General features: G+C 64.0%; 13 protein-coding genes and 1 pseudogene. 5 read left to right on the top strand and 9 right to left on the bottom strand.

Annotated features, from left to right (window positions below; translation table 11 throughout):
• Position 1 precedes the first annotated feature (1 nt).
• From LRS07_RS06215 to LRS07_RS06200, 4 genes and pseudogenes are all read right to left on the bottom strand, one after another.
• Positions 2-355, bottom strand: coding sequence for an FmdB family zinc ribbon protein (locus LRS07_RS06215; RefSeq protein ID WP_260502056.1), 354 nt, complete (start codon positions 353-355; stop codon positions 2-4).
• Positions 356-456: 101 nt separating this feature from the next.
• Positions 457-1906, bottom strand: a pseudogene (locus LRS07_RS06210) (high affinity choline transporter 1).
• A gap of 13 nt (positions 1907-1919) precedes the next feature.
• A complete protein-coding gene (gene ubiB, locus LRS07_RS06205) occupies positions 1920-3467 on the bottom strand; it encodes a ubiquinone biosynthesis regulatory protein kinase UbiB (protein ID WP_260501099.1) in 1548 nt (515 codons plus the stop codon).
• A 73-nt stretch (positions 3468-3540) separates the two neighbouring features.
• Positions 3541-4107: a hypothetical protein gene (locus LRS07_RS06200; protein ID WP_260501098.1), complete on the bottom strand. Its 567-nt coding sequence runs from the start codon at positions 4105-4107 to the stop codon at positions 3541-3543.
• Between the two features lie 169 nt (positions 4108-4276).
• Here LRS07_RS06200 and LRS07_RS06195 point away from each other — a divergent pair, with 169 nt between their 5' ends.
• The 4 genes from LRS07_RS06195 to LRS07_RS06180 are packed head-to-tail and all read left to right on the top strand — an operon-like array spanning position 4277 to position 9396.
• Entirely contained in the window at positions 4277-5668 is a 1392-nt protein-coding gene (locus LRS07_RS06195; protein ID WP_260501097.1) for an undecaprenyl-phosphate glucose phosphotransferase, read from the top strand.
• 39 nt (positions 5669-5707) lie between these two features.
• Entirely contained in the window at positions 5708-6916 is a 1209-nt protein-coding gene (locus LRS07_RS06190; protein ID WP_260501096.1) for a porin family protein, read from the top strand.
• Between the two features lie 14 nt (positions 6917-6930).
• A complete protein-coding gene (galE, locus tag LRS07_RS06185) occupies positions 6931-7956 on the top strand; it encodes a UDP-glucose 4-epimerase GalE (protein ID WP_260501095.1) in 1026 nt (341 codons plus the stop codon).
• A 9-nt stretch (positions 7957-7965) separates the two neighbouring features.
• A complete protein-coding gene (locus LRS07_RS06180) occupies positions 7966-9396 on the top strand; it encodes a mannose-1-phosphate guanylyltransferase/mannose-6-phosphate isomerase (protein WP_260501094.1) in 1431 nt (476 codons plus the stop codon).
• Between the two features lie 60 nt (positions 9397-9456).
• On the opposite strand, the gene epsI is transcribed toward LRS07_RS06180, so the two are convergent.
• Positions 9457-10146, bottom strand: a complete 690-nt coding sequence (gene epsI / locus LRS07_RS06175; RefSeq protein WP_260501093.1) for an exosortase-associated protein EpsI, B-type — start codon at positions 10144-10146, stop codon at positions 9457-9459.
• Positions 10147-10588: 442 nt separating this feature from the next.
• Here epsI and LRS07_RS06170 point away from each other — a divergent pair, with 442 nt between their 5' ends.
• Positions 10589-13576, top strand: a complete 2988-nt coding sequence (locus LRS07_RS06170) for a G8 domain-containing protein (protein ID WP_260501092.1) — start codon at positions 10589-10591, stop codon at positions 13574-13576.
• Here LRS07_RS06170 and LRS07_RS06165 read toward each other — a convergent pair.
• From LRS07_RS06165 to LRS07_RS06150, 4 genes are all read right to left on the bottom strand, one after another.
• On the bottom strand, positions 13567-14664 hold the full coding sequence (locus LRS07_RS06165) for a glycosyltransferase family 4 protein (protein WP_260501091.1): 1098 nt from the start codon (positions 14662-14664) through the stop codon (positions 13567-13569). The two genes, LRS07_RS06170 and LRS07_RS06165, sit on opposite strands and share 10 nt — an antisense overlap.
• A 22-nt stretch (positions 14665-14686) precedes the next feature.
• Positions 14687-16048 (bottom strand): oligosaccharide flippase family protein, encoded by a 1362-nt coding sequence (locus LRS07_RS06160; RefSeq protein WP_260501090.1) that lies wholly within the window; start codon positions 16046-16048, stop codon positions 14687-14689.
• On the bottom strand, positions 16045-16803 hold the full coding sequence (locus LRS07_RS06155) for an O-antigen ligase family protein (RefSeq protein WP_260501089.1): 759 nt from the start codon (positions 16801-16803) through the stop codon (positions 16045-16047). The genes LRS07_RS06160 and LRS07_RS06155 overlap by 4 nt, the downstream gene beginning before the upstream one ends.
• 70 nt (positions 16804-16873) lie before the next feature.
• Positions 16874-17518 (bottom strand): hypothetical protein, encoded by a 645-nt coding sequence (locus LRS07_RS06150; RefSeq protein WP_260501088.1) that lies wholly within the window; start codon positions 17516-17518, stop codon positions 16874-16876.
• Positions 17519-17525 lie beyond the last annotated feature (7 nt).

Genomic DNA, 17525 nt, shown 5'->3' with positions numbered 1-17525 from the left:
GTCAAGGGGTCGGCGCCGCGGAGGCGGTTCCGCCGGCGGCTGCCGGTTCGCTCTTGGCGGCGGCGGGCGTGGCCGGCTCGGTGGTGGACGCAGGCGCCTTCGACTCGGACGACGACGCGGTGTCGGCGGGCTTCGCCTCGCCGCCGGTCGAGGCCTTGGCCGGCGCGCTGCCGTTGTTGCGGAAGTCGGTGACGTACCAGCCCGAGCCCTTGAGCTGGAAGCCGGCGGCGGTGACCTGCTTTTCGAAGGTGCCCGCCTGGCAGGCCGGGCAGACGGTCAGCGCAGGGTCGGAGAGCTTGCGCAAGACGTCCTGCGCATGGCCGCAGCTGGCGCAGCGATAGGCATAGATCGGCATGGCTAAACCCTTGATGCGAAACACGAAATTATAGGAGAGGGGTACGCCGTGGCCGGCTGGGGCCGGCCGCGGCGTGACGGGCGGCAGTTGGGGCCGGGGGGTCAGGCCTTCAACCCCGCAAGCGTGTGGTGGCTGCCGTGCCGGTTCTTCACCGCCTGCGGGCCGAGCGATCCCAGCACCATGCCGACGGCGGCCATCAGCACGCCGGCCAGCTGCGCCGGGAACACCTCGCCGGCTGGCGTCATCAGGAACGCCAGCCAGCCCACCAACCCGAGCAGGATGGAGAACACCGCGCCCTGCGTGGTCGCCCGCCGCCAGTACAGGCCCGCGACCAGCGGCACGAAGGCGCCGATCAGCGTCACCTGGTAGGCGCCGGAAACCATCTCGTAGATCGGCGTGCCCTGCGAGGCGATGGCGTAGGCGCACACCAGCATGGAGAACAGCAGCACGGTGATGCGCATGGTGCGCAGTTCCTGGCGGTCTGACAGGCGGGGGCGGAACTGGCGCCAGATGTTCTCGACGAAGGTGATCGACGGGGCCAGCAGCGTGGCCGAGGCGGACGACTTGATGGCCGACAGCAGCGCACCGAAGAACAGCACCTGCATGACGAAGGGCATGTGCGTGAGCACCAGCGTGGGCAGCACCTTCTGCGGGTCGTCGGCGAGCAGCGCCTCGGCCTGCTCCGGCATGATGATCAGCGCGCTGGTGACCAGGAACATCGGCACCGCGGCGAAGAGGATGTAGCAGACGCCGCCGATCACCGGGCCCTTGGTGGCGGCGTTCAGGTCCTTGGCCGACATCACCCGCTGGAAGACGTCCTGCTGCGGGATGGACCCGAGCATCATCGTGATCGCCGCCGCGATGAAGAACACGATGTCGTGGAAGCTGGGCTCCGGCAGGAAGCGGAACAGGTCGCGGCTGGCGGCCAGGGCGACGACCTTGTCGGCGCCGCCGGCCTGGCCGGCGGCGAAGAACGCGATGACCAGCAGCCCGACGACCAGGATGATCATCTGCACGAAGTCGGTGACCGCCACCGACCACATGCCGCCGAGCAGCGTGTAGGCCAGGATGGAGGCGGTGCCCAGCACCATGCCCACCGGGATGGCGATGGCGCCGCCCGACAGCACGTTGAACACCAGCCCCAGCGCGGTGACCTGGGCCGACACCCAGCCCAGGTAGCTGACCATGATCATGACCGAGCAGGCCACCTCCACCACCCGCCCGTAGCGCTCGCGGTAGTAGTCGCTGATGGTCAGCAGCGTCATGCGGTACAGCCGCGACGCGAAGAACAGGCCGACCAGGATCAGGCAGGTGCCGGCGCCGAAGGGGGTCTTCCACCACGCTGCCGAGGCCGCCCTCGACGAACTTGGCCGGGATGCCGAGCACCGTCTCGGAGCCGAACCAGGTGGCGAAGGTGGTGGTGACGATCATCACCAGCGGCAGGTGGCGGCCGGCGACCGCGAAGTCGGCGGTGTTCTTCACCCGCTTGGCCGCCCAGAGGCCGATGGCGATGGTGACGAGCAGGTAGACGACGACGAGCGTGAGCAGCATGGCACGAGCCCTTTCACACCAGCCAGGGCCACAGCCTGACGGCCGCGGCCCCCAGCACGAAACCCAGTCCGGCCCAGATCAGGCCCTGCAGCAGCCGGTTGGTGCGGCGCTGCTCGACCAGCAGGGCGGCCAGCAATGCATCCGACGTGCCAGCGGGCGACTGCAGCCGCTGCACCGCCAGCCGCGGCAGCGCCGGCAGCAGCTGCGAATAACGCGGCGCCTCCTGCTTGAGGCGCAGCCACAGGCCGCGCCAGCCCACCTGCTCGCTCATCCAGCGCTCGAGGAAGGGCTTGGCCGTGGCCCAGAGGTCGAGTTCCGGGTCGAGCTGGCGGCCCAGGCCCTCGACGTTGAGCAGCGTCTTCTGCAGCAGCACCAGCTGGGGCTGGATCTCGACGTTGAAGCGGCGGGAGATCTGGAACAGGCGCAGCAGCACGGTGCCCAGCGAGATCTCGCGCAGCGGACGGTCGAAGTGCGGCTCGCACACCGCCCGGATGGCCGCCTCCAGCGCATCCACCCGCGTCGCCGGCGGCACCCAGCCGGACTCCAGGTGCAGTTCGGCCACGCGCTTGTAGTCGCGGCGGAAGAAGGCGATGAAGTTCTGCGCCAGGTAGTCCTTGTCGACCTCGGTGAGCGTGCCGATGATCCCGAAGTCCAGCGCGATGTAGCGGCCGAAGGTGTCCGGCGCCAGGCTGACCTGGATGTTGCCGGGGTGCATGTCGGCGTGGAAGAAGCCGTCGCGGAAGACCTGCGTGAAGAAGATCGTCACGCCGTCGCGGGCCAGCCGCGGGATGTCCACCCCGGCCGCGCGCAGCCGTTCGATCTGGCTGATCGGCACGCCGTGCATGCGCTCCATGACGATGACGCCGGGGGTGCACAGGTCCCACACCATCTCCGGCACCATCACCAGCTGCAGGTCCTGCATGTTGCGCCGCAGCTGGGCGGCGTTGGCGGCCTCGCGCACCAGGTCCAGCTCGTCGTGCAGGTAGTTGTCGAACTCGGCCACCACCTCGCGCGGGCGCAGCCGGCGGCCGTCGGCGCTCCAGTGCTCGACCCAGCGGGCCAGCGTGTGCAGCAGCGTCAGGTCGGTCTCGATCACCGAGAGCATGCCCGGCCGCAGCACCTTGACCGCCACCTCGCGTCCGTCGAGCAGGGTGGCGAAATGGACCTGGGCGATTGACGCGCTGGCCACCGGGACGGTGTCGAAGCTGGCGAAGACGGCCGCCAGCGGGCGGCCGAAGGCCTGTTCGACCAGGGCCACGGCGTCCGCCCCCGGGAACGGCGGCACCCGGTCCTGCAGCAGCGCCAGTTCGTCGGCCACGTCCACCGGCAGCAGGTCGCGCCGGGTCGACAGCACCTGGCCGAACTTGACGAAGATGGGCCCGAGCTGCTCGAGCGCCTGGCGCAGTCGGGCGCCACGCGGGCTGTCCAGCCGGCGGCCGACCGTGAGCACCCGCACCAGGCGCCGCATCCAGCGGCCGCGCAGCCCCGACAAGGCCAACTCGTCGAGGCCGAAACGCAGGATGGTGAACAGGATGAAGGCGAGCCGCCCGAGGTGGCTCACGCCGCCCCTCCTGGTCTCCACCGGCCCGCTGCCGTCGCCCACCTGTCCGGCCGTCGCCGCCGCGCTGTCGCCTTCATCGTGCGGGCCAGCCTCCGGTGGCGCCCGCGTTCGTGGCGGTGGCGCCCACCAGCCGCCCGGCGATCGACTGGGCCAGGGACAGCGCCTGGCGCAGCGCACCGAAGAAGCCGCGGCCGACCCGCTGCAGGGTCGCCGCGGCCGCCGGACCGACGAAGCGCTGCAGGTCGTCGGCCGGGTCCCAGCGCAGGTTGTCCAGCAGCCAGTTCACGTCGCCGGCCAGGGCGGCGTCGCCCTGCACCTGCAGGCGCGGCGCCTGCCCCGCCAGCAGCGCCGGCAGTTGCTGCAGCGGCTGGCCGGCCTCGACCACCACCTGCAGGTCGGCGGGCGCGGCGGGCGCGTCGGGCTCCCACTCCAGCAGGCCGGCCGGCGTGATGGCGAAGGCGAGTCGCGGCAGCGGGGGCAGCCAGCGCGGCCAGTCGGCGGCCTGCAATTCGACCCGCCGGCCGGCGTGCGGCCGCAGCCGGTCCTGCGCCGCGGGCTCGGACTGCAGCAGGTGGTTGAGCAGCAGCACCAGCCGCTCGAGGGCGGCGGGCGCGAGAACTGCATGCAAAGCGTGAAGCATCGCCGGATTGTAGGCAGCGGCCTGTCGCCCACCCACCGACGGCCGGGGCGGAGCGACCCGGGAATTGAGGGAGAATCCCGCCGCTCGTGGCGGGCATGGGCAGGCGCGTCTGACGCCAGCCTGACCACCTGCCGGACGGCTTCCCCCGTGCCGTCTGACGTCCTTGTCCATGTTCGAAGACCGCAGCTACAAGCGAACGTTCTACAGCGCACCGCAATCGGTGACCTCGCTGATCGCGGCCTTCATGGAGCCGACGATCACCGTCGCGGTCTTCCTGTTTGCGACCGTGGCCAATGGCGACCCGGTGCTGCGCTCGGACCTCACGCTGTGCCTGCTCGTCTTCGCGCTGAGCTTTCCCGGCCGCAACCGCTTCCGCGACCACCTGATCGCCGCCGGCACCGACATCGCGACCTCCTGGATCGCGCTGCTGGCCATCCTCTTCCTGTGCGGCTACGCCACCCGCAGCCTGGGCTACTTCAGCACCGAGGTGCTGATCGGCTGGGCGCTGGTGACGCCGGTGCTGCAATGGATGGCGGTGTGGATCGGCCGCAGCATCCTCGTCTCGCGCGCCGCGCGGCCGGAGGCCCGGCGCACGGCGGTGGTCGTCGGCGCGGGTCCGCTGGGGGTGAAGGTGGCCCGGGCGCTGGCCGACGCCGAGGCGGGCGTCGACTTCGCCGGCTACTTCGACGACCGCACCGACGAGCGGGTGCACAACGACGCCACCCAGCAGCGCCTGGGAACGCTGAACCAGCTGGCGCCGTACATCCGCGAGCACGGCATCAAGGAGGTGTACATCACCCTGCCGCTGGGGTCGCAGCCGCGCATCGTCGAGCTGCTGGAGTCGGTGCAGGGCACCACCGCGTCCATCTTCTTCGTGCCGGACGTGTTCGGCATCAGCATCATCCAAGGGCGGCTGCAGGACATCGCCGGCGTGCCGGTCGTGGGCATCCTGGAGACGCCGTTCACCGGCACCAACGAGCTGATGAAGCGGCTCGAGGACATCGTGCTCGCCACGCTCATCCTCATCCTCATCTCGCCGGTGCTGCTCGCGCTGGCCGTCGGCGTCAAGCTGAGCTCGCCGGGCCCGGTGATCTTCCGCCAGCGGCGCAACGGCATCGACGGCGCGGAGATCGTGGTCTACAAGTTCCGCTCCATGCGCACCATGGACAACGGCCCGGTGGTCAAGCAGGCGACCAAGGACGACCCGCGCATCACCCGGTTCGGCGCCTTCATCCGCCGCACCTCGCTGGACGAGCTGCCGCAGTTCATCAACGTCCTGCAGGGACGCATGAGCATCGTCGGCCCCCGGCCCCATGCGGTGGCCCACAACGAGCAGTACCGCGAAATGATCAAGGCCTACATGGTGCGGCACAAGGTCAAGCCCGGCATCACCGGCTGGGCCCAGGTCAACGGGCACCGTGGCGAGACCGACACGATCGAGAAGATGCAGGCGCGCGTCGAATACGATCTGGAATACCTGCGCAACTGGTCGCTGGGCCTGGACCTGCAGATCATCGTGCGCACCATCCGGCTCATGTTCGCCGACCGCAACGCCTATTGACATTGCCGGACCGGCGCCCACGCCGGCCAGGGAGGAACCATGCAACGAATCGCCCCAGTGTCCTTGGCCGTGCTGCTGGCCTGCGCCGGCAGTGCGTTCGCCCAGTCGAGCCCCTACACGGTGGGCGCATCGGAGACGGTCAGCCGCATCTCCAACCTCTACAACCGCGCCGACGGCGACCCGGGCGCGGTGGACGCCACGCTGTTCAGCACCGCGGTCTTCGGCTCGGTGGACCAGACCTTCGGCCGCCAGCGCGTCTACGGCAACGTGAACCTCGCCAACAACCGCTACACCGGCGTGAGCGGCCTGGGCAACAACAGCTACAACCTCGGCGCCGGCTGGGACTGGTCGACCATCGAACGGCTGGCGGGCACGCTGCGGCTGGATGCGGGCCGGTCGCTGGCGCCGTTCTACGGGCTGGCCGGCGTGGCCAACACCCAGGCCAACATCCAGACCTTCCGCTCGGCCGTCGCGACCGCGCGCCTGGGCCTGGTGACCCGACTGACGCTGGACACGTCCCTCAGCTGGCGCCAGGTGGACCAGAGCAACCCGGTGTCGCAGCTGGGCGACTACGAGCAGCGGGCCGGCAGCGTGGGACTGGGCTACCGCTTCAGCGACGGCCTGAGCGCCAGCGCCGGGGTCAGCCTGCAGCGCAACGACTACGACGCGGTGACGGTGACCAGCGGCTTGTCCTTTCCGGCCGATCAATCCGAGCGGCGCGACGTCTACCTGTCCAGCACCTGGGTGCCCACCGGACGCAGCACCGTCAGCGGCCGGCTGTCGTTCGGCAAGACGGAGTACGAGCGCCAGCAGATCCTGAACTTCGACGGCGTCACCGGCTCGGTGAACTGGGCTTACCAGGCCACCGGCAAGCTCGGCCTCAACACCACCGTCAGCCGCGACACCGGCCAACAGCTGGCCTTCGTGCCGGTGCAGAGCAACCTGCCGCTGGCCGGGGTAGCGCTGACGACCACCAACGTCTCGCGCATCGCCGATGCGGTGTCGGTGCGGGCGCAGTACGCCGTCACCGGCAAGGTGTCGGCCGATGCCGGGTTGACGGCCACCCGTTTCGAACTGGCGAACGGTCAAAACGAAACCGCACGCGCCGCCTCGGTCGGCGTGCGTTGGGCCGCCACCCGCGTCGCCAGCCTCGGCTGCAGCCTGAGCCGCACCGACCGTTCCGGCGTGACGGCCGACTTCAGCACCAGCACCGTGTCCTGCTTCGGTCAGATCGCCCTCACCCTGTAGTCCCGAGGACCTCCATGCCCACCGTCCTGCTCACCGGCGCCACCGGCTACATCGGCTCGCACACCTGGGTCGCGTTGCAGCAGGCGGGTTTCGACGTCGTGGGCGTCGACGACTTCTCGAACAGCTCGGCCGAGGTGCTGCGGCGGCTGCAACGGCTGACCGGGCGCACGCCGCTGTTCGTGCAGGCGGACGTGACGGATGGCGCCGCCCTGTCCGCAGTGCTGCGCGACCATCCGGTGGACGCGGCCGTGCACTTCGCGGCCTTCAAGGCGGTGGGTGAATCCACCGCCAAGCCGCTGGCCTACTACCGCAACAACCTGGGCGGGCTGGTGGCCACCTGCGAGGCGCTGCAGGCGCACGGTTGCCGGCGCTTCGTGTTCTCCAGCAGCGCCACGGTGTACGGCACGCCGGACCGGCTGCCGCTGACGGAGGACGCCGCGCTGTCGGCGACCAACCCGTACGGCCGCACCAAGCTGATGTGCGAGCAGATCCTGGCCGACCTCGGCGCGGCCGATCCCCAGTGGCAGACCGGCTGCCTGCGCTACTTCAACCCGGTCGGCGCGCACGACAGCGGCCTGATCGGGGAGGACCCACGGGGCGTCCCGAACAACCTGATGCCCTATGTCGCCCAGGTGGCGGTCGGCCGACGCCCGCGGCTGCAGGTGCACGGCAGCGACTACGACACGCCGGACGGCACTGGGGTGCGGGACTACATCCACGTGGTCGACCTGGCACAGGGCCACGTCGCCGCACTGCGGCGACTGCTGGCCGAGCCCGGCAGCTTCACCGTCAACCTCGGCACCGGCCGCGGCTACAGCGTGCTCGACGTCGTGCGGGCTTACGAAGCGGCCAGCGGGCGGCCCGTCCCCTACGACATCGGGCCGCGCCGGCCCGGCGACATCGCCGCCTGCTACGCCGACCCGACGCTCGCGCAGCAACTGCTCGGCTGGCGTGCCGAGCACGACCTGGACCGCATGTGCGTCGACAGCTGGCGCTGGCAGTCGATGAACCCCAATGGATTTGCGTCCTCCCTGGCCTGATCGGTCCTCATGAACCTCACCTTGCAACCGGTGGTGATGGCGGGCGGCAGCGGCACCCGGCTCTGGCCGCTGTCCCGCGCCTCGCATCCGAAACAGTTCCTGGCGCTGGCCGGCCCGGCAACGCTGTTCCAGCAGGCCGTGCAGCGGTTGCAGGCGTTGGCGACCGCCACCATCGACGTGCGGCCACCGATCGTGGTCGGCAACGAGGAACACCGCTTCCTGGTGCTCGACCAGTTGCGGCAGGTCGCGGTGGAGCCGACCGCCGTGCTGCTGGAACCGGCCGGCCGCAACACCGCGCCCGCGCTCACGCTGGCGGCGCTGCAGGCGCAGGACCAGGGGGCCGACCCGGTGCTGGTGGTCACGCCGGCCGACCAGACGGTGGGCGATGCGGCCGCCTTCACCGCCGCCCTGCAGCGCGCCGCGGCACTGGCCGGCGAGCAGGCCATCGTGATCCTTGGCATTCAGCCGGACCGGCCGGAAACGGGTTACGGCTACATCCGCTGCGAGGGCGACCGGGTGGCGGCGTTCGTCGAGAAGCCGGACGCGGCCACCGCCGCAGGCTACCTCGCCAAGGGCGGCTATTTCTGGAACAGCGGCATGTTCGTGCTGCGGGCTTCGGTGTGGCTGTCGGCGCTGGAGCGCTTCCGCCCCGACATCCTGGACGCCACCCGCACCGCCTGGAAGGCGGCACGGCGCGACGGCGTCTTCGTCAGACCGGACGCCGCCGCCTTCCACCAGGTGCCGTCCGAATCGGTGGACGTCGCGGTGCTGGAGCGCTGCCCGGACAGCGGCCAGGCGTTGCAGATGGTGCCGTTGAACGCCGGCTGGAACGACCTCGGCGCCTGGAACGCGGTGTGGCAGGTGGCCGCGCAGGACGGCGACGGCAACGCCATCGTCGGCGACGCGGTGCTGCACGACAGCCACAACACGCTGGTCCACGCCTCGGGCCGGCTCGTCGGCGTGGTGGGGCTGGACAACGTGGTGGTCATCGAGACGCCGGATGCGGTGCTGGTGGCCGATCGGGAACGTTGCCAGGACGTCAAGCACGTCGTCGGCCGGCTGGGGCAGGACCGGCGCACCGAGCACACCCTGCACCGCAAGGTGCACCGCCCGTGGGGCTGGTACGACAGCATCGACGAAGGGCCGCGCCACCAGGTCAAGCGCATCCTGGTCAAGCCCGGCGCGTCACTGAGCCTGCAGATGCACCACCACCGCGCGGAGCACTGGATCGTGGTCACCGGCACAGCGGAGGTGACCTGCGGCGACAAGAAGATCCTGCTCACCGAGAACCAGAGCACCTACATCCCGCTGGGCGAGGTGCACCGCCTGACCAACCCGGGCAAGGTGCCGCTGGAAATCATCGAGGTGCAGAGCGGCGCCTACCTCGGTGAGGACGACATCGTCCGGTTCGAGGACAGCTACGGGCGCACCAGCAGTTGAAAGGGCAGCGGGCCGGCCGGCCCCGCGCCTCACCCGCCGCGCACCGCGGCGGGCAGGCGGTCAGCCGGTGAAGGCGAGTCCGCTGAGCCGGTGCCGCGACTGGGGCTCGACCGAGTTCAGCAGATCCTGGACGAACTGGTCCTGCACTTGGTAGGCGCGCTTGGTGTCCCGGTCGATCGTCGACACCCGGAACAGCAGGCCGTCCGGCACCTGACCCGTCAAGCCGAAGCGCAACTCGATCAGACGCTTTTCCCAACGCGTCTTGATGGCCTGGTCGCCAACCGTGAACCAGTAGGTCACCGGCTCGAACCGCGGGCCGAGGCTGGTCGACAGCCGCTTGACGGGGATGTCGCCGTGCGGGGTGCCCAGAAGGCCGTCGGCGGCCTCATGCAACTTGAAGCCCTGCGCCGGATAACAGACTTCCGGCATGTGCGCCTGCAGACCGTCACGCTGGTCGTCGCCGTACGCCATCGACAGCATCACGCGGGCGCCCGTGACGCGGTTCTCGTAGGTGCGGGTGAGCAGTTGGCTGTACAGCTTGTCCAGCAACTGCTGGGTCTGCGGGTTGACCACCGCCGCCTGGCCGACCGTCACCTCCACCCAATCCCCGAACCGCTTCGGCACGGCAGACTCGAGCACGATGCTCGGCGGCTGCCCCGGAGGCCGCGGCTTCGGGCGCGCCGCGAAACCGGCCATGGAGGTGGCGATCATCAGCGCAGCGAGCACCGCGGCGGTGGTGGTGGACTTCATGGCATTGACCAAGGCTTGGAAGGCACCATTCTCGCCTGACTCGACAAACGTGTCTCGACGTAGCCGACACGGCCGTGGAAAACGATCGGAGCAGGGGTGCTAGTTCCCGGCGCGTCGTTGAAACGGATGCGACCGTTGCTCACAGATGGCAGTTCCGTTTTGTTACAGCGATGTGTTTTCACGTCGTGTTCGACGGTCCAGAACTGACCGGACCCCGTCGGTCGGTCCAGGGGACGGACGCCGTGCGAGAACTGGTTCACAGTCCGGGACCTTGGCATGGACGCTGCGTCCGGTAGTGGGCGTCCCGCCTGTGTGTAACGGCATCGCTGTTTGCCTGACGATCCTCATCGCCGTGCGAGGAAACGGAATGCAAGCGGGATCAAGGGAGGTCGGCCCCCGCCGATCTTCCTAGGGCGTTTGAACCCGTCAGCCGACCTTCCCAATGACCGTCCCCACCTTGATGCGCCACCTCCGATTCACCTCGTCCGCGCTGGCCGCCCTTTGTCTCGTGGCCTGCGGGGGTGGCAGCGGCGCAGGTGCCAACAGCGGCACCGCCGAAGCCCTGGCCGCCACCGGCGCTGACGAGCAGGCACAGATCCTCAAGAAGGGCGGGAACGCGAACGGGAACGGAGTGGGCAACGGCACCGTCTTCGCGGCGGGGAGCACCACCACGGCAAGCGGTTCCGGATCGAACACGACGAGCTCGCCGGCAACCGCGACGGCCACGGAGCCCTCCACCGCCACCCTCGTTCCGGTCACGACGACCTCCAGCAGCACGAGTGTCAGCAGTGCGCCGACGGGCAGCAGCACCGGTGTCAGCAGTGCGCCGACGGACAGCGCCCTGTTGTGGTCGGACCCGAAGACGTGGGGTGGCATCCTGCCGACGGCCAACGCGCAGGTGCTGATCCCGCCAGGGAAGACCATCGTGCTGGACATGGACCCGCCGGCCCTGGCGGGGCTCACGATCCAGGGCACGCTGCAGTTCGCACGACGCGACACCCGACTGACGACGTCCTTCATCGACATCTCGGCCAGCGGGGCGCTCGAAGTGGGCTCCGCGTCGCAACCCTTCGCGCAGAAGGCGGTGATCACCCTGAACGGACAACCCGTCGCGAGCAACGACGGCGTGTCCCGCGGCATCAACGTCCGAGGCGGCCGCCTGGCGATTTACGGCGCGGTGAAGCAACCGGCCTGGACCAAGCTGAACGACCACGCCAACGCCGGCGCGACGAACCTCACGCTCAAGGACACGGTGAATTGGCAAGCCGGCGACAACATCGCCATCGCACCGACCGACTTCTGGGGCGTTGCAGAGACCGAGCGCCTGGCGCTGTCCAGCGTCAGCGGCAACCGGGTGAATCTGGCCGCAGCACTGAACAAGTTCCGCTGGGGCAAGATGCAGTACGTCACCAACACCGGCATGAGCCTCACGCCGGACCCCTCCTACGTCCCGCCGGCGACGCCCGCGCCGACCAGTTTGGACGAACGGGCTGCGGTGGCGAACCTGACCCGCAACGTCGTCATCGAAGGGGCGGACGACGCGGCCTGGCAGACCAACGGCTTCGGCGCGCACGTGATGATCATGGACCTGCAGTCCAAGGTCGTGATCGACGGGCTCGAGATGCGCCGCGTCGGCCAGTCGGGCCTGTTGGGTCGGTACCCGATCCACTGGCACATGCTGAGCTATGACACCGAAGGTCGCGTGTTGGGCGACGCTACCGGTCATGTGCTGCGCAACAGCGCGATCTGGGCGTCGAGCCAGCGCTGCGTCGTGATCCACGCCACCAACGGCGTGCAGGTGGTCAACAACGTCTGCCACGACATCAAGGGGCATGCGTTCTTCCTGGAAGACGCGGTGGAGCGGCGCAATCTGATCGAGGGGAACATCGCGCTGAAGATGCGCATGCCGGCGAGGGCCAAAACGCTTCTTGTTCACGAGAATCCCACAGGTACCAACAATGCTACGCCGGCCGGGCCAAGTGGAATTTGGCTGACGAATCCGGACAACACCGTCCGCCATAATCTTGTCGGCGATAGTGACGGCCCAGGTATCTGGATGGCATTTCCAAGTAAAACGCTTGGCGCCTCCGCCAAGGTTGCTCTACTTCCAGATCGCCTTAAGCACGGCGGCTTCGAGTACAACACATCACACAGCAATCGAGAGGCTGGAATCTTCTTAGAGCACGCGCCTATTGACGATGCGGGCCATACCTACCCGAACATGTACCGCCCGACGGTAGACGGTCGCGATTACAACCATACGAACGGGGTGCGCGTTGAATTCAAGGGCATGGTGATTTTTAAGAACCGCTGGGGCGGTTATCGAAATCGAGTGATGTTCCCGGATTATTTAGAATGGACCGCCGCTGACAACGCAAACACTGACTTCTCAGGAGCGGGTAACGATGGCGTCATCACTCGTTCGTTAATCATCGCCAAGAGTCTTAATAACCCCGGATCATACCCAGGACCCGAAAAGCCCGTTGCCATGGCGAGCTACCACTCGTCATTCAAGTTTACTGAAAACACTTTTATCAATTACGAATTTTATTCGGCCGAACCAAGCGGGGCGTTCAAAACCGACGACTATTATATTACGGCGGTAGACAAAGGGTTAGCCAGGAATAAGAACAACAAATTCATTAACTCGAACCCTGGAGCAAGGGTTACGTCGCCGAATTTAACTGGTGACCCCAATCGGGTTTGGGCACTGTCGGGCGCGCTTTGGGATGCGAATGGATATTGGGGACCAAAAAACAACTACTGGGTTTATGATGTGCCGTTCCTAACTGCTGGAGCCAGTTGCATTTTGGTTACCCCTGCCGGCCATAACGGAAAAAGCTGCGATGGTGAATACTATGGCGTGGAGGGATTTCAAACTGATTTCGACGACAACCGATACACCTTTTCTTCAGCCATAGAGGCATTACGCTTCAGTGATAATGGACAGGAAATAGGTCGCTGGTCGGTCCTAAACGGACTCGGAAAGATGCTTGGCAACATGCGGCATTTCGCAGCTCGTATCGGAGGGCGTTATGTGCTTACGTTCCCCACCAACGCTCCACCACGACGTGTCGCTATGCAGATAACTAATGCGTACCGGGACGGCGATTGGTTCATCCTTGGAGTGGCATTCGATGGCAGCGCGCCTGCAACGGGCTACTTTTTCTCGCACACCACGGATCGCGAGAAACCGAAATACTGGACATCCTCTTCACCGGACGAACGTTTCGTACGCCGCCTCGCGACTGTTGGAACTTTGGCAGAAGTTCTGTCGAGCAATGGAGAAAAGCTTTGGCAGGACAGCGCCAATAACAGGGTATGGGTAAAAGTTAAGGGTGGACTTCCTCACCCATACGACAACCCAGCAATCGCGGAAACCCAAGAAGGGCTCTATAGAGAAATGAGCCTTGTGCTATATCAAAAGTGATGATCAGCATTTTTGGAGTTGAACGCAGCAGCGTTTTCTGTCGCAACATCAACCAATATCCTCTCGAACAGTGCAGAGGATCTATTCCACGAGCAGCCGGCCGCGGTTTGGTACGCCGCATCAGACAGCATTTTCCAGCTTTCGTCCGGTTGCGCCAGAACATTTGCGGCCGCTTTGTAAAGGCCGACATGGTCGTCAACGTCCACAAGCCATCCATTTACACCAGGCAAGATCGCTTCTTCAGGCCAGCCGGTCCTTGTTGATACCACAGGTGTTCGACATGCCATGGCCTCCAACGCCGGCAGGTTGAAGCCTTCAGACCGACTTGCCGTAAGCCAGACGTCGCAAGCAGCGTAACACTCGCGAAGCTTTTCTTGTTGCGGGTTGAGAGTGAACTCAATTTGCCTCGTCTTAGCGTCCTTGAATGGCTCGCTGCCGAACGAAACAACCTTTAGGCTGGGCAGCCGATCTCTCAACAACGAAATCGCGCGCAGCGTTACGTCAACTCCTTTGAAATGGGCTCCAGCATAAAGGAATCCGACGGTTGGCTGGGCCTGCTTGCCTCGCTCGGGGGCGAAAAACAGATTATGGTCAACTCCGTTAGGAACTAACTCGACTTCATCGTCACCATAGACGTCGCGCATGACATCTTTTAACCACCGAGCAACAACGATCTTTTTCATTGGAAGGAGGTATGTCTTTTGAGCGCGCTCAACGGGAAGCCATGAGAAAATTTCGTGATGCTGAATGAAGTAGACCTTAGCTCCTTTTATAGGCGGCAGTTTCGCCACCCATTCCGCAGTCTCCCACCAAGTGGCAATAACAACATCGCCGTCAGGCACATCGCTGGCGGAAACCGCTCTTGGCGTTTCCAAGACACGTTGTATTGCCTTACATTTATCGAGATGGGTCGTCGACACTGTCCTATTCCAAAAGCGGTGCCAAAACTTGCCGGCCAATCCCACATTCCGCGGAGGGTACACCATCGTGACATGATGCCCTTTATCCACAAGATAGTCCGCATAAATACCAGCAACCCGAACGCCACCCGACATATTTGGGGTCGGTAGAATAAAAGTAATTTTCATCTTAATAGGACTCGGCCGCAAGTCAGATCGCTGAAATTAGCTTAAGCATAACAACTCCGACTACTGCCCCTACCACCCAAAACGGAGTGAGCGCCAGTTCCAGTTTGAAGTCGTTCAATCCCAAGCGCTTATTTGCATAAAGCATCACAGCCAGGGTTGGGCCGTTTCTTAATGCTATGGCCGCCACCGCCCCTGCTACGCCGAATATCGCAAAACCGGCTGGCACCAGAATAAATAGCGACACAACTGAGACGATATTGACCGCAGCAACGTATTTCGAATGGCCGAGCGCCATGTATGCTTGATGCAGGAGAGAATATCTCGACAACACCATACCAAGAGACAAAATCTCTAGCATCGCCCCCGCCTCAAGGTAGCGCGGATCGTAGAGTAAATCCACCAACTCTGATCCGGTGACAAATAATAGTCCAGAAAAGAACAGCATCGCACCATCGGAGGGCAAGCGCATCTTACGGAGCAACGCTTTGACTTCTGCGCTTCCCTTTCGATTTGCCTCACTAAGGGCAGGGAACGCAACCGCCGAAATTAATCTCATTAAGACGCCCTCTGCAGCGGCTAGAAGCATAAACGCAATACTGTATAGGCCAAGTGTTCGGGGGCCTACCAATGCACCCAGCAGAAGTCGATCTCCATTTACGGCAAAAACTGACACCGCAGACGAGACGGCAATCCATTTGCCAAACTTTAGTATTTCGGACAGCGATGGCGTGTCCCATCCCAGCCGATCTTTCGGACCCTCGAGGTATAGGTGACTCAGGAGAACTGCAACCGAACTTCCAACGAGCGTTCCCACCACCAAAGCCCATATTGAGCGAGTCTTCCAAGCCAAAAATATCGTTACCGCGGACCCAACTATCTGAGCGGCAAGCTCAATTTGAACTGGCCTAGCCAAGTCGAAGTTGCGGCTAGCAATGTGGGCCTTGGTGGAGTGGAACCCGCCAATAATACTGGTAACGGCGATACCGGAAATTAGAATCGGCAACAAGGGATCACTATACGTAGTACCGGGCGATACCAGCCCAAAGTCGCTTGCAACTGAAAGGACTAAAGCGATTGCACACGTGCCGAGGAAGATTACAAGACCTCGCGCTATTTGCACTGTCCAGGCTGTTGACCGGAACAACGGATCATCTGCTCGACTACTACGAATCAAATTTTCTCTGATTCCAACATCGGTCAAAAGGCCTGTGATGGTCATGACCGTCGTAGTCATAGCCATAAGTCCGAAAGTTTCTGGTGCCAGAAACCGTGTGGTCAGCAGGCTGCTCCCCATTCTCAGGATCAGGCTTGCCAGATGACCGACTATTGTCCACCCTCCAGCACTTAGCATCCGCCGCCTAAGCGGCAGGCGGGAAGGATTCATCGCCAGTTGCTCGCCATGTAGCGGGTGTGTGCGTAGCTAGAATCAGCCAACGAACCGCTGCTCGCCGCCCTCATCGACACTGCTAACGCATAACCTGCAGAGAGCCCGGCAAGGATCCAATACAACTGATAGATCAAACCGACCATGCTTGTTGTAGCCAACGTCACGAGCATTGCGACAAGGCCGCCGAGTAATGCGCGCCCGATGTTATCTAAGCTTTTTTCGACGCGCCTGCTGCGCAGCCAAGACCGCCACACGGTGAAAAGGGATGCGAGCAAGACCCCAACGTATACCAGGAGGCCGACCAAGCCATTGCCAAGTGCAACGCCAACATAAGCGTTGACAATATCTATAATTCCCTCCCCTTGTCGCAATTCTTCAAGTGCGCTTCCTGAGTACGAGTGCGCTCCAAACAAGGGATATTGAAGGATGACCTGAAGCGATACGGAAAAAACCCGCTCTCGGTAGACGACTGAGCCCTCGTCGACAGTACCGACGAAAGGTAGATAATCGACCGCCTTTTGCCCATACGGCGTTAGAGCCAACAAGCCAATTACGAGCAGGGAACCAAGCGCAGCCCTCCTCAACTTTACGTCTAGCGACTCACTGCCAGTAAAGTAGACAACGCACAGGCCTGCCGCTGCCCCGACCCAGGGACCCCTAGAAATTGAGGCGATCAAAGCGAAGGCAAACGCCGCCCAACCAACAATACGATACAGTGGCCGCTTCAGTTCGCCGTGCAGCGCACAGTACAAGCATAAGCCTAGTGCCATGGTAAACCCGAACGCGATTGGATGAGAGCCGCTCGCAATAGCTCTAACCCCATCACCGCGCCCCAGGTAACCGCCGAATTTCCAGGGCACCCCCCATGACCTCATCAAGCTGGCTGTAGAGCAACCAGTGACGTGCCCACTCAAATATCGCCACCGGCGTAAGAATAAGTATCGCAAGGACCAGTGCAACAAGCGCTTCCTTTAAGGGTTTTGTAGCTCCAGCACTTCTGGAAATTACATAATATGGCAGCACTGTATCCAAAAATAATACCAATATGCCACGTTGAATCTGCGTTAACGAGTGAAATGCGACAAGAAACCCTACGTGCACTAGAAAGTATGCTGCAACCCATTTATCTAGGGTTAGAGCACCAAAGCTAGTTAATTTTGACGCAGAAGAACTTCGGAAAAATTGTCTTAGAAGAATCAGAATTGCAAGCAGCCGGGGGTAATTTATCGGAAATATTTGCTGCACCACTCCAAACCCGGGAATCGGCATTTCGAATGGGGGTATAGCAAATAGTAGTGCAAAATATAAAGCAACCTTATTTTGCTCTCGGGAGATCGAGAAAAATATAACGACTGCTGTTCCAACGAGAAACAGCCAAAAGTTTGCGCTTAGAAAGGTGATTACAGTTATTGCTAACCAAGCGTTCCGCCGCCGAGCAAGATCATTGCGCAGTTGGGCAGACGACAATGCGTGG

The sequence above is a fragment of the Aquabacterium sp. J223 genome (assembly GCF_024666615.1).
Classification (GTDB): Bacteria; Pseudomonadota; Gammaproteobacteria; order Burkholderiales; family Burkholderiaceae_C; genus J223.
This window is presented reverse-complemented; position numbering and strand designations above follow the sequence as displayed.

Excerpts from the sequence above, each read along its gene's own strand:
- epsI (WP_260501093.1), bottom strand. The coding sequence starts at position 10,146 with ATGAAGTCCACCACCACCGCCGCGGTGCTCGCTGCGCTGATGATCGCC.
- LRS07_RS06170 (WP_260501092.1), top strand. The coding sequence starts at position 10,589 with ATGACCGTCCCCACCTTGATGCGCCACCTCCGATTCACCTCGTCCGCG.
- LRS07_RS06160 (WP_260501090.1), bottom strand. The coding sequence starts at position 16,048 with ATGAATCCTTCCCGCCTGCCGCTTAGGCGGCGGATGCTAAGTGCTGGA.
- LRS07_RS06165 (WP_260501091.1), bottom strand. The coding sequence starts at position 14,664 with ATGAAAATTACTTTTATTCTACCGACCCCAAATATGTCGGGTGGCGTT.
- LRS07_RS06190 (WP_260501096.1), top strand. The coding sequence starts at position 5,708 with ATGCAACGAATCGCCCCAGTGTCCTTGGCCGTGCTGCTGGCCTGCGCC.
- galE (WP_260501095.1), top strand. The coding sequence starts at position 6,931 with ATGCCCACCGTCCTGCTCACCGGCGCCACCGGCTACATCGGCTCGCAC.
- LRS07_RS06215 (WP_260502056.1), bottom strand. The coding sequence starts at position 355 with ATGCCGATCTATGCCTATCGCTGCGCCAGCTGCGGCCATGCGCAGGAC.
- LRS07_RS06195 (WP_260501097.1), top strand. The coding sequence starts at position 4,277 with ATGTTCGAAGACCGCAGCTACAAGCGAACGTTCTACAGCGCACCGCAA.
- LRS07_RS06180 (WP_260501094.1), top strand. The coding sequence starts at position 7,966 with ATGAACCTCACCTTGCAACCGGTGGTGATGGCGGGCGGCAGCGGCACC.
- LRS07_RS06200 (WP_260501098.1), bottom strand. The coding sequence starts at position 4,107 with ATGCTTCACGCTTTGCATGCAGTTCTCGCGCCCGCCGCCCTCGAGCGG.